We start from the raw sequence: 11202 nt of genomic DNA, 5'->3' as shown, positions 1-11202 counted from the left end.
GAAGATCTAGGTGGCCATGGCGACGGGGCCCACCCCTTTCCATTCCGAACAGGGAAGTTAAGCCCGTTTGCGCCGATGGTACTGCCACACCAGGTGGGAGAGTAGGTAGCCGCCTTCCTTGAGGCCCTTCACTTTTTGTGAAGGGCTTTTTTGTTTTTATGCATTATCTTTAATCAAAAACAAAACCGACCATGCAAAAACTCCGATTGACCTCCTGCTTCTTACTCCTTTCTTTCATATTATTTTCCCAAGAAGGCCAATTGAAGGCTTTGGTAGGAGGCACTTTAATTGACGGATACGGCTCTGACCCCATTAAAAATAGTGTTATCCTTATTGAAGGTGAACGAATCAAGGCTGTAGGAACCGTTGAAACCCTTGCCGTTCCTGAGAATGCCGAAGTTATTTCCACCGAAGGGATGAGCGTATTGCCTGGTCTTTGGGATATGCATGTGCACACTATGATCAATGGGCATGCTGACTATGGTTATTGGGACAAAACCTATCCCCCTTTGCTCAAAGATGTAATCATGCCTGCTTCGGCCCATCAATTATTACTTGCAGGGGTTACAAGTGCGAGAGATTTGGGTGCTCCACTTGAAGAAAGCATTGCTGTGAGGGATGCTATCAATTCTGGCGAAATACCTGGAGCCACTTTGTATGTTTCTGGACCATTTATTCAACATGAGCCATATCCAGGAACTGAAGATTTCAGGTGGGGAGTGAAAGGTGCCGAGGATGGTCGTAAAAAAATCAGAAAATTGGCTAGTGCTGGTGTGGATGTCATCAAACTTATTGATCATGACCAAATGACCATGGAAGAACTCAGTGCTGTTGTTGATGAAGCTCATAAGAATAATCTAAAAGTTGTCGCCCATGGACATCGACCAGAAGAAATCAGAAGAGGCTTAGATGTGGGAGTAGACTGTTTTGAGCATACAGGATTATCATCAGCTCCACGTTATCCTGATGACGTTATCAAACTGATTGAGGAGCGAACCGCCCAAATGAATAAAGGACCCCTATTTTGGTGTCCTACTGTAGAAGGGCTTTATAATTACGAATATTTGAGGGATAACCAAGAAATCTTGGATAATGATTTATGGCATTTGGGATTACCGGATACTGTAATCACCGACATCAAAAACAGCTTTAAACATCCGGATAGGCTTCCTTATTTTCAATTGACACCTTCCAGAAGGCCAACCTTACAGACCAAAGTGCAACAGCTATTGGATGCTGGAGTGGTCTTGTTGATTGGAACCGATAGTGGAATCCCGATGAAATTTCACAGCCAATCCACATGGAATGAGTTGGATGTTTGGGTAAATGAATTTGGTATAGACCCCATGTATGCTATTCGTTCGGCCACCTATTGGCCTGCCCTTTGGATGGGAGTTGCAGAGGATGTGGGTACGGTTACCCCGGGCAAGTATGCCGATATTATAGCGGTGAAAGGGGATGTATTGCGATATATTGATCTACTTCAAGATGTGGATTTGGTCGTTAAACACGGCAAACGCTATAAATAAGTTTCTTGGTGCCTAAATCTGACCCTGTTTTACTGGAAGAAAGGTGGAATGCCTATTCCCATGGTTTTGGAATAGTACTAGCCATTATAGGTACTTTGGTTCTATTTCAGAGGGATTTGACCGGGATACCTTATTTGTTTGGTAGTGTTTTGGTCTATTGTTTGTCCTTGGCTCATTTGTTCACGGCTTCAACCCTATATCATTCGGTTCAGAACCCAAAACTGAAAAAGAAACTACGTATTTGGGATCACATTAGCATCTACTATTTAATTGCTGGAACGTATACCCCTGTTTGTCTTACGGTACTTCTTCCTTCCAAAGGATGGCTGTTGTTTTATTTGGTTTGGGGAATTGCTTTGTTCGGGACCATTCTTAAGTTGTTTTTTACGGGTAAATTCGAGGTCTTTTCCCTTGTGCTTTATGGAGTGATGGGGTGGGTCATTGTAATTGACTTATCGTATTTGGTTCAGAACCTTTCAGCCACAGGGTTATTATATCTCTCCTTAGGAGGTGCATTTTATACCTTGGGTATAATTTTTTATGCTGTCAAAAGAATCCCATTTAACCATTTGATATGGCATTTCTTTGTGCTGGGAGGGGCTATGAGCCACTGGGTATTGATTTACAGGAGTATTTTGGAATAAAACTTCAAGTAAAAGTTAATTCAACTTTTCGGAAAAGTGATGGTAAAAATTTATTTACATCCAGTAAAAGAATTTATAAAGAACCCATAATCGCTTCTTAACCTCTTGCCTTTTTTCTTGAAATAACTTTGGGTACAAACCTCCAGGCATGCGCATTGTACTTCAAAGATTGCTACCGTTCTTTCTAATTTTAGCTCTTCTTTTCCCGCTTACGTTCTACCCTAAAGGAGAGATTCTTCTGGCGATTAACAGCTTAAGAACCCCTTTTTGGGATGCCTTTTTCATTAGGGCCAGTTCGTTGGGAAATGCGCTTACCGTTGCTTTAGCTGTTCTATTGGTCCTGCGGTTCCGGTTTAAATGGTTGGCCGTATTCCTTTTGGCCTTTGCTTTTCAGGTAGTTTTGGTGCTGCTCTTTAAAAAAGGACTGTACCGCGGAGAATTAAGACCGTACCTCTATTTTTATCGCTCTGGATTGGGCAACTTGGTACATTTGGTAGATGGAGTGAAAATCCGATATGTCAATTCATTTCCATCAGGCCATACGGCCACTATTTTTTATTTGGTTTCTTTTTTTGCCTTGCTATCACGAAATAAAACCGCCAGTTGGATTCTTATGGTCCTCGGATTGCTGGTAGGTCTATCCCGTATTTATTTGGTGCAACATTTTTTTGTTGATGTGTATTTTGGAATTCTTTTTGGTGCTTTTTCGTCAGTAGCAGCCTACTTGATTGTTCGCCGATTTCCTAAAAGATGGCACGGCAAACAGATTCAAATTAATGTACAGCGAATCCAACAGAATACCCAAAATGCGTTCAGACAGTTTTTTAATGGCTAATTTGTCACAAGGATAATACCATATGGATGTATTGAAAAAATACGACGCACTGGTTGTTTTTGGTATTTCGCTGGTCATCTGTACTTCTTTTATTGGGATGTACCCCATCTATATTTTGGACGAAGCCAGAAATTCTGAAGCAGCCCGGGAAATGTTGGTTTCGGGCAATTATATTGTTCCTTATTTTAATGGCCAACTTCGGACAGACAAACCCCCTTTGCATTACTTTTTTATGATTCTAGGCTATAAACTGTTTGGGGTGAACTCCTTTGGCGCTCGATTTTTTTCCGGTGTTTTTGGCGCATTGACGCTACTCATCACCTATTTAAGTGTAAAAAAATGGCAAAATCCAGTTTTAGCTTTAATTACGGTCACAATTTTATGGTCATCCTTATTTTTTGTACAGGAATTTCATCTGGCGGTTCCCGATCCCTATCTTATTTTTTTCAATTCCCTGTCCCTATTTTCATTTTTTAATCACTTTAAGACCAAAAAAAATGTATGGTTGCTCCCTTTTTATGGCGGAATGGCCTTGGGGATGTTAACCAAGGGACCCATAGCAATAGCATTGCCTGCCTTAGTAATTCCTGTTTTCTTATGGTCTAAAAAAGATTTTAAGATTAAATCCATTTTGGGGATTAAACCTTTTTTGGGTTTAATATTGATGCTTTTAGTAACTGTTCCCTGGTATTATCAAGTTCATGTAGAGACTGGTGGCGAATGGACCAAAGGGTTCTTTTTGGATCATAATCTGTCAAGATTTGGTTCTGAAAAGGAAGGCCACGGAGGGCTTTTTATCATTACCCCAATGTATGTGCTTCTTGGTCTGCTTCCTTTTTCTGTTTTTATTATTCAAGGGTTTCAAAAGGCATGGAAAGCTAGAAAGGAAAATGATTTTATGCTGTTTTCGTTTTTGGTTTCAATCATTACCATTCTGTTTTTTAGTATTTCCAGCACCAAACTTCCCAATTACCCCATGCCATGCTACCCCTTTGTCGCCATTTTGATAGCTTTCTATTTATACCAGATGTATGTGGGGATAAAATCCAAAACTTTGTTATGGAGCTTGGTTTTTCTGTTGATTATCGGCATAGCTTTGCCTATAGGCGGCTTTATTGTTTTGGGGGTTGAAGAGCAGTTTCTAGAGGTTCGGAATGTGAGCTTTATGTTGCTATTGACCACCTTCGCCGCAATTTTTGGATTACATTTTTACAGAAAGGATGATTTTAAAAAAGCATTTTTGGGAATAGCTAATGGTTGGATTTTGACAGGGCTCTGTCTCTTCAGGATTATTTACCCCATTTTAACGCAACAAAGTCCCGTGTCCATGGCGCTTCAAAAAATACCTAAGGAATCCGATATAGTTGCTTTTAAACGCTTTGATAGTGCCTTTCCCATCAATTTTCAGCGCACTTTTACTGTTTTTGATTCGATGGAGGACATCAATATCTATTTGGAAGATAATCCCGATACCTATATCATTACCAACACTCGGAGTAAAGAAGATTTGAAACAACTGGAGAGGTTTCAGCTTATTCTAGAGCAAAAGGCATTATTCGAGAATCACACTACTAGAATCTATATCAAATAAGCAATCCCAATCCCAAGAATGATTACCAAGAGCTTCCTCAAATTAAAAGCATGTCCTTGGGAGCTTTCAAAAAGGATGATGGTTGAAATATGGAGGAATACCCCTATGGCCAAAGAGGTTAAAAGATGCCCATAATCGTCCACCCATTCAGAATTGGTTGCGGCATAACTGCCCAGAGGGGTCATTAAGGAGAAAACCGTCATAAAGAACAAAGCCCATCTAAATTTCATTTTAGAATTGATCAAAAAAATGCTCAGAATGATGGCAACGGGAATTTTATGAATGATAATGCCATATAAAATAGGGTCGTTGCCATGAATGGGAACTCCTTCCACCAAAGCGTGAATACAAAGGCTCAAGAAAAGCAAAAAAGGAAATTTTTTCTCTTCCAAATCAAAATGCATGTGACCATGCTCCGCACCTTTAGAAAAGAACTCCAAGAAAACTTGAAGTAAGATTCCTGCCAAAATTAACAAGGCAATGGTTTTGGGGTCGTGGTGTTCATAGACTTCGGGGAGCAATTCAAAAAAAGTCAAGGCCAGCAAAAATGCACCACTAAAGGCCAATAACAATTTTATGTTACTGGTGTTCTTGGGTTTTACCACCCAAACAAAGAAAAAACCGACCCAAACAGCCACAATGGGAATTAGGAATACAATTAAATAAGGAAAATCCATAGGCTGGGTTGAAGGGGTAAAAATAGCCTATTTTTGCGGAAAGATTTGAAGAAAAGATGGCAGGGAACTTTAAAATGTTGGCCAAGACCCTTTATGGATTTGAACCGCTTTTGGCCAAAGAATTACGAAACTTAGGTGCAGGCCATGTAGAGGAAGGGGTTAGAAATGTAACTTTTGAGGGGGATACTGGATTTCTCTATAAAGCCAATCTTTGTTTGCGAACGGCACTCAAAGTGTTGAAGCCTATAGCTACATTCAGGGTGTTTAACGAAAAGGACCTCTACAAAAATGTCTATAATTTAGATTGGCCAAATCTATTTCATCAAGATAAGACCTTTGCCATTGACAGTACCATGAGTTCAGAGGTTTTTAACAATTCCATGTTTGTGTCCCTGAAGACCAAAGATGCTATTGTGGACAAGTTTCGGGCTGTGGTTCGGCAGCGCCCCAATGTAGATTCCCAAGATGCCGATGTGCGCATCAACGTCCATATTTATAAAAATCAATGTACCGTTTCATTGGACAGCTCGGGGAGTTCCCTTCACCAACGGGGATATCGAATTTTGACCAATATCGCTCCCATCAATGAAGTTTTGGCTGCTGGCCTACTTTTACACAGTGGTTGGGATGGACAGATGGACTTTTTCGACCCCATGTGCGGTAGTGGCACTTTTTTGATTGAAGCGGGAATGATAGCTTGTAATATCCCGGCAAACATCAATAGGGAGTCCTATGCTTTTATGCACTGGACCGACTATGATGGGGAACTCTATAAAAAAATTGTGAGTGCCAGTTTAAACAAGACCAGGGAATTTCATCATAAGATCATAGGGTATGATAAAGCTCCATCCGCTGTGCGGAAATCACAGGAAAATGTTGATAATGCCAATCTATCCGAATACATTTCTATAGAACGGAAAGATTTTTTTAGGACAGAAAAGCCCGTTGACGGAAAACTGCACATGGTGTTCAATCCACCGTATGGGGAGCGACTGCCCATTGAAATGGAGGAGTTTTATACCAAAATAGGGGATACCCTAAAGCAAAACTATCCGGGAACAGATGCATGGTTGATTACCTCAAACATGGAGGCCTTAAAGTATGTTGGGCTTAAAACCTCTCAAAAAATAAAGGCCTTTAATGGAAAACTGGAAGCCAGATTGGTACATTATGAAATGTATGAAGGTACTAAGAAGTCAAGATTTAAGGACAACTGACGCATACTGTTCTTAAAGAAATACAATGTTAATTTAAAATTTACTTAAGTTTACCAAAATGTTTACATTTGAACTCTCGAAGAGACAAGCTAACTAACTCAAGAGAATTTAGATTGCTAACTAACTCAAATTAATTACTGACGAAAAGAGCCTGCATTGCAGGCTCTTTTTTATTTTGTATGTATTCTTATTTATCGGACCAAATGGCCAACTCGTTACCAGATGGATCTTTAAAATGAAATCTACGTCCACCTGGAAAGGAAAAAATGGGTTTGACCATAATTCCACCTGCCTGTTCAACTTTTTGTTGGATGTCTTCCAGATTTTCGTGATACAGTACAATAAGAGCTCCATTGACAATGCCTGCCTCGGTTTTTTCAAAGCCGCCCTCAAGCCCACTTTCTGAGAAAGCGGTATAATCTGGTCCGTAATCGGTAAAAGTCCAACCAAAGGCTTTGGTATAGAACACTTTTATTTTTTCAAGGTCCGTGGCCTTAAACTCCACATAGTTGATCAACGTATTTTTCATTCTAGGTCGGTTTCCTTTTTCTTTTTCGACTTTTTATATAGTGGAATAAAGTAGGTAAGGGTATAGTTGTAGCCCACTCCAAAATTACTTCCATCGGTCACTTTGTTAAAACCGGGAATCCAAAGGTTGGGAAAACGCTCATTCTCTGAGTTAGTGATCAAAAAACCTAATCGTGCACTCATGCCAATATAAATATTGGCAAAAAGTTCGGCTTTTATGCCCATCACAAATTCAAGCCATGAGGCACTGAGTCCACTGAACTCCACATTGGGGTCTGAGCCCGGCAAAAACTCTTGGTTGAAAAAGTTTTCACTTTCAAAAATGGTGTAGTCGTTCAGGGTTTGGTTAAAACTGGCGAAGGCGTACCGCCCGCCAATGGTGATGGCGTTGTTCATCCCAAACCAATTCTCATAGGTGTTAATCTCCACACCAGCTTTAATGTAACTGCCCGAAGTTTCATACTCATACAGCACGGTGTGTCCTAGGGTCTCGTCTTGGAGTTTTGTTTCGTTACCTACTTCAGCAGCCAAATACAATTTTTGGGTGAGTCGGTAGTCGCCCACAAGCTCAATTCCTGTATAGTCCTCATCAATAAAGGAAAACGTTAATCTGCTTAAATCGGCACCAACACGTAGTCCAAATTCATCTTTATATTCAACCGTATCCTTTTGTTGAAGATCTATAGGCTTACTTTGTCCCGTTACCAACAAAGGAAGGGATGCGATTAAAAGACTAATGAAATATTTTGACATGGATGCTGTTGGAATTTTCTACAGTTGGTTGCACAATGCGGATGTCTTGAATCCAGTTATTTTCACTTTCGTGCAATGTTATGGATAAACCATCATAATTCATTACAAAACCACAAGCCCTTGAAGCAAATGCTTCTCTTGTTGTGTAAGATATGGTTAGTGGGTCGATATCACCTGTTTCCATTTCAGTTTCTTCATCATCCGCCGAATCAATAATGAATTCGTAAGAGGTATTTGTCGCATTTATTCGCAAAGGAACAAACAAAGAATCTGGAGAATTGGCCCGATCACTAAACGTTTCATTTTCCCAAACACTGTCATTATCCAAGCTTCTTATGCGTAAGGAAGGTACTCTTTTGGCTGTGATGGTATCTTCAATATCAAAAAAGCCAATGACCAATAGCGGGGTATCACCGCCCACGCATATATCATCTTTCTCACAGGATGAAATTTGGACAAGTAATGCGGCGATAAGTAAGATGGGGAGAATTTTTTTCATTCCAGTAGTATGCAGGTTTTTCTAAATCAAAAATTATACCCGTTTTTCCAAAAGTACAACATTTTCAACGTGGTGGGTCTGTGGAAACATATCCACGGGCTGTACCTTGGCCACCTTGTACATTTCTTTCATCAGGGCAAGGTCTCGGGCCTGTGTGGCACTATTGCAACTTACATATACAATTTTTTCTGGGGACACTTGTAAAAGTTGTTCCACTACATCTTTGTGCATGCCATCCCTGGGTGGGTCGGTAATAATGATGTCCGGTTTACCATGCAGGGCAACAAATGATTGGTTAAAGACGTTTTTCATATCGCCCACATAGAACTCGGCATTGGTTATGTTGTTGTGCTTTGCATTGGCCTTGGCATCTTCAATGGCTTCCGGTACCGATTCCACACCGATTACTTTTTTGGCTTTTTTGGCCACAAATTGGGCAATCGTGCCTGTTCCCGTATATAAGTCGTATACCACTTCGTTTCCTGAGAGATTCGCAAAATCCCGTGTCACTTTATATAATTCGTAGGCTTGCTTAGAATTGGTCTGGTAGAATGATTTGGCATTGATTTTAAATTGTAACCCTTCCATTTCTTCTACAATATGGTCGCGCCCTGAATAGCAGACCACCTCCTGATCGTAAATGGTGTCATTTTGTTTGGAATTAATGACATAGAGCAAAGCCGTGATTCCCGGGAAGTTTTCTTTAAGGTGGCTCAATAAAAGTTCCCGTTGCTCCAAATTGTCTTCATAGAATTGAACCAAAACCATGATTTCTCCAGTTGAAGCAGTTCTAATCATTAAAGTCCGTAAAAGCCCCTCTTGTTTTCTGGGATTAAAAAAGGACAGTCCATTTTGCTGGGCAAAGTTTTTTGTTTTTAAACGGATGGCATTGGAGGGGTCTTGCTGTAGATGACATTTTTTGATATCCAAAATCTTGTCCCACATACCGGGAATATGAAATCCTAGAGCATTTCTATCATTGATATCCGTTTCAGAATTAATTTCCGCTTGAGTGAGCCATCGGCTGTTGGAAAAGGAAAATTCCATTTTATTTCGGTAGAAATACTGCTCTTTTGAACCTAAAATAGGAGATGTTTCGGGCAATTCAAGATGTCCAATACGCTTTAGGTTGTTCTCAACCTCACGTTGTTTAAAAGACAATTGGTGTTCATAAGCCATGTTCTGCCATTTACACCCGCCACAGACCCCAAAATGCTCACACTGGGGTTCCGTTCTTTTTGGGGAAAGGCTGTGAAAATGGGTGGCCATCCCCTCAAAATAGGCTTTTCTTTTTTTGGTTGTCATCACATCCACTACATCACCGGGCACCGCATTGGATAGAAAAATTACCCTTCCGTCTGGAGCTTTGCCAACCGATTTTCCCTTGGCTCCGGCATCAATGACCTCTACCTGTTCAAAAGTCTGTCTCCTGTTCTTTTTCCGCATGGGGCAAAAGTAAGTTCTTTTTGGTATTTGGCATCGGGCTGCTTCTTAAATTGCCCCTAAACTTTGATACTTTTAAATTTTGGAATAAACTTCGGGAAGATGTTGTTTTAAGCAATAATTTGTAATTTGCGGGCACTTCTAGGGATGATTTCTCTCCCACGCTGCTTTTTCGAGTCTTCGAAAGAATAAAGGTATTGTAGGAATGGTTATTTTATTGATTTAAAACTATTTAAAATGGCTGTTTTAGAGCATTTGACATCGCAGCAAGCGATTGATTTAGAAAACAAGTATGGAGCCCATAACTACCATCCACTTCCCGTGGTTTTGAGTCGGGGAGAAGGGGTTTACGTATGGGATGTTGAAGGCAAAAGGTACTACGATTTTTTATCGGCCTATTCTGCCGTGAACCAAGGACATTGCCACCCCAAGATTGTTGGGGCGATGCTAGATCAGGCCAAGACCTTAACCCTGACTTCAAGAGCATTTTACAACGATATGTTGGGTAGGTTTGAAGAGTATGCCACTTCCACTTTTGGGTTCGATAAGCTTTTGCCCATGAATACTGGGGCGGAAGCGGTGGAGACCGCATTGAAGATTTGTAGACGATGGGCCTACCAAAAGAAAGGAATTCCAGAAAACCAAGCACAGATTATTGTGTGTGAGAACAATTTTCATGGACGGACGACAACTATTATTTCTTTTTCAAATGATCCCGTGGCAAGAGTGGATTATGGTCCGTACACCCAGGGTTTTATTAAAATAGAGTACGATAATTTGATGGCTTTGGAAAGTGCATTGGAAAGCAATCCACATGCGGCTGGATTCTTGGTGGAACCCATTCAAGGGGAAGCTGGAGTTTATGTTCCTTCAGAAGGCTATCTGAAAAAGGCAAAAGCACTTTGTGAGCAATATAATGTACTTTTTATTGCTGATGAGGTTCAGACGGGAATTGGTAGAACTGGAAAAATGCTGGCTGTAGACCATGAAGAAGTAACCCCCGATATATTGATTTTGGGCAAAGCTCTTTCAGGAGGTGCCTATCCAGTTTCGGCTGTTTTGGCCAATGATGAAATTATGGAAGTGATAACACCAGGCAGTCACGGAAGTACTTTTGGCGGCAACCCTATTGCTGCCGCTGTAGGTATGGCGGCTCTTGAGGTGATTAAAGAGGAGGAGTTGGCCGAGAATGCTGAAGAATTGGGGAAGGTTTTCAGGGATGAACTCAATAAATTTATTCCCACCTGCGATTTGGTGGTCAAGGTGCGTGGAAAAGGATTACTCAATGCTATCGTTATTAACGATTCGGAAGATAGTTCTACGGCATGGGACATTTGCATGGCATTAAAGGAAAATGGACTTTTGGCCAAACCGACCCATGGCAATATCATTCGGTTTGCACCACCTTTGGTAATGAACCATGAGCAGTTGCTGGATTGTGTATCGATTATCATCAAGACACTTCGGAATTTCAACCAATAAGTTT

Annotated in this window: 11 protein-coding genes and 1 rRNA gene; 7 read left to right on the top strand and 5 right to left on the bottom strand. The window is 40.7% G+C overall.

Translation table 11 applies throughout. The features are described from left to right. Window positions 1-6: 6 nt before the first annotated feature. The 5 genes from rrf to J0X14_RS17155 all read left to right on the top strand — a co-directional run bounded on the left by rrf (window position 7) and on the right by J0X14_RS17155 (window position 4599). Window positions 7-118: ribosomal RNA gene (gene rrf, locus J0X14_RS17175) — 5S ribosomal RNA — on the top strand. A gap of 73 nt (window positions 119-191) precedes the next feature. Then, window positions 192-1529 carry an amidohydrolase family protein gene (locus J0X14_RS17170; RefSeq protein WP_207099049.1) on the top strand — a complete coding sequence of 446 codons (1338 nt, stop codon included), beginning with the start codon at window positions 192-194 and terminating at the stop codon, window positions 1527-1529. Window positions 1530-1537: 8 nt separating this feature from the next. Beyond that, complete coding sequence (gene trhA / locus J0X14_RS17165) at window positions 1538-2173, top strand: PAQR family membrane homeostasis protein TrhA (protein WP_317194462.1); 636 nt, start codon at window positions 1538-1540, stop codon at window positions 2171-2173. Window positions 2174-2321: 148 nt separating this feature from the next. Beyond that, window positions 2322-3008 carry a phosphatase PAP2 family protein gene (locus J0X14_RS17160; protein WP_207099047.1) on the top strand — a complete coding sequence of 229 codons (687 nt, stop codon included), beginning with the start codon at window positions 2322-2324 and terminating at the stop codon, window positions 3006-3008. Between the two features lie 31 nt (window positions 3009-3039). Further along, window positions 3040-4599: an ArnT family glycosyltransferase gene (locus J0X14_RS17155; RefSeq protein ID WP_207099046.1), complete on the top strand. Its 1560-nt coding sequence runs from the start codon at window positions 3040-3042 to the stop codon at window positions 4597-4599. Here the strand turns inward: J0X14_RS17155 and J0X14_RS17150 are convergent. Beyond that, window positions 4587-5276, bottom strand: a complete 690-nt coding sequence (locus tag J0X14_RS17150; protein WP_207099045.1) for a ZIP family metal transporter — start codon at window positions 5274-5276, stop codon at window positions 4587-4589. The genes J0X14_RS17155 and J0X14_RS17150 overlap by 13 nt on opposite strands. Window positions 5277-5332: 56 nt before the next feature. Between J0X14_RS17150 and J0X14_RS17145 the strand changes: the two genes are divergently transcribed. Then, window positions 5333-6493, top strand: a complete 1161-nt coding sequence (locus J0X14_RS17145; RefSeq protein ID WP_207099044.1) for a class I SAM-dependent RNA methyltransferase — start codon at window positions 5333-5335, stop codon at window positions 6491-6493. 187 nt (window positions 6494-6680) lie between these two features. Here the strand turns inward: J0X14_RS17145 and J0X14_RS17140 are convergent, their stop codons facing one another. Genes J0X14_RS17140 through rlmD form a run of 4 tightly spaced genes read right to left on the bottom strand, consistent with a single transcriptional unit; the run spans window position 6681 to window position 9719 of the window. Next, on the bottom strand, window positions 6681-7022 hold the full coding sequence (locus tag J0X14_RS17140) for a VOC family protein (RefSeq protein ID WP_207099043.1): 342 nt from the start codon (window positions 7020-7022) through the stop codon (window positions 6681-6683). Next, window positions 7019-7774 carry a DUF6048 family protein gene (locus J0X14_RS17135; RefSeq protein WP_207099042.1) on the bottom strand — a complete coding sequence of 252 codons (756 nt, stop codon included), beginning with the start codon at window positions 7772-7774 and terminating at the stop codon, window positions 7019-7021. Before J0X14_RS17135 ends, J0X14_RS17140 begins: the two co-directional genes overlap by 4 nt. After that, window positions 7755-8273, bottom strand: coding sequence for a DUF6452 family protein (locus J0X14_RS17130; RefSeq protein WP_207099041.1), 519 nt, complete (start codon window positions 8271-8273; stop codon window positions 7755-7757). Before J0X14_RS17130 ends, J0X14_RS17135 begins: the two co-directional genes overlap by 20 nt. Before the next feature lie 33 nt (window positions 8274-8306). Next, the gene (gene rlmD, locus J0X14_RS17125) at window positions 8307-9719 is read right to left on the bottom strand and encodes a 23S rRNA (uracil(1939)-C(5))-methyltransferase RlmD (protein WP_207099040.1); all 1413 of its coding nucleotides are present in this window, start codon (window positions 9717-9719) and stop codon (window positions 8307-8309) included. Window positions 9720-9953: 234 nt separating this feature from the next. Between rlmD and rocD the strand changes: the two genes are divergently transcribed. Further along, on the top strand, window positions 9954-11198 hold the full coding sequence (rocD, locus tag J0X14_RS17120) for an ornithine--oxo-acid transaminase (RefSeq protein WP_207099039.1): 1245 nt from the start codon (window positions 9954-9956) through the stop codon (window positions 11196-11198). Window positions 11199-11202 lie beyond the last annotated feature (4 nt).

Origin of the sequence: Allomuricauda sp. CAU 1633 (genome assembly GCF_017313225.1) — a bacterium.
Lineage (GTDB): Bacteria > Bacteroidota > Bacteroidia > Flavobacteriales > Flavobacteriaceae > Flagellimonas.
Note: the sequence above shows the minus strand (reverse complement) of the source record. Positions and strands in the feature narration are given on the sequence as shown.

What these genes read in the sequence shown, in the direction of transcription:
- J0X14_RS17130 (WP_207099041.1), bottom strand. Translation starts at nt 8,273, where the DNA reads ATGAAAAAAATTCTCCCCATCTTACTTATCGCCGCATTACTTGTCCAA.
- J0X14_RS17135 (WP_207099042.1), bottom strand. Translation starts at nt 7,774, where the DNA reads ATGTCAAAATATTTCATTAGTCTTTTAATCGCATCCCTTCCTTTGTTG.
- rlmD (WP_207099040.1), bottom strand. Translation starts at nt 9,719, where the DNA reads ATGCGGAAAAAGAACAGGAGACAGACTTTTGAACAGGTAGAGGTCATT.
- J0X14_RS17150 (WP_207099045.1), bottom strand. Translation starts at nt 5,276, where the DNA reads ATGGATTTTCCTTATTTAATTGTATTCCTAATTCCCATTGTGGCTGTT.
- J0X14_RS17145 (WP_207099044.1), top strand. Translation starts at nt 5,333, where the DNA reads ATGGCAGGGAACTTTAAAATGTTGGCCAAGACCCTTTATGGATTTGAA.
- rocD (WP_207099039.1), top strand. Translation starts at nt 9,954, where the DNA reads ATGGCTGTTTTAGAGCATTTGACATCGCAGCAAGCGATTGATTTAGAA.
- J0X14_RS17170 (WP_207099049.1), top strand. Translation starts at nt 192, where the DNA reads ATGCAAAAACTCCGATTGACCTCCTGCTTCTTACTCCTTTCTTTCATA.
- J0X14_RS17140 (WP_207099043.1), bottom strand. Translation starts at nt 7,022, where the DNA reads ATGAAAAATACGTTGATCAACTATGTGGAGTTTAAGGCCACGGACCTT.
- J0X14_RS17160 (WP_207099047.1), top strand. Translation starts at nt 2,322, where the DNA reads ATGCGCATTGTACTTCAAAGATTGCTACCGTTCTTTCTAATTTTAGCT.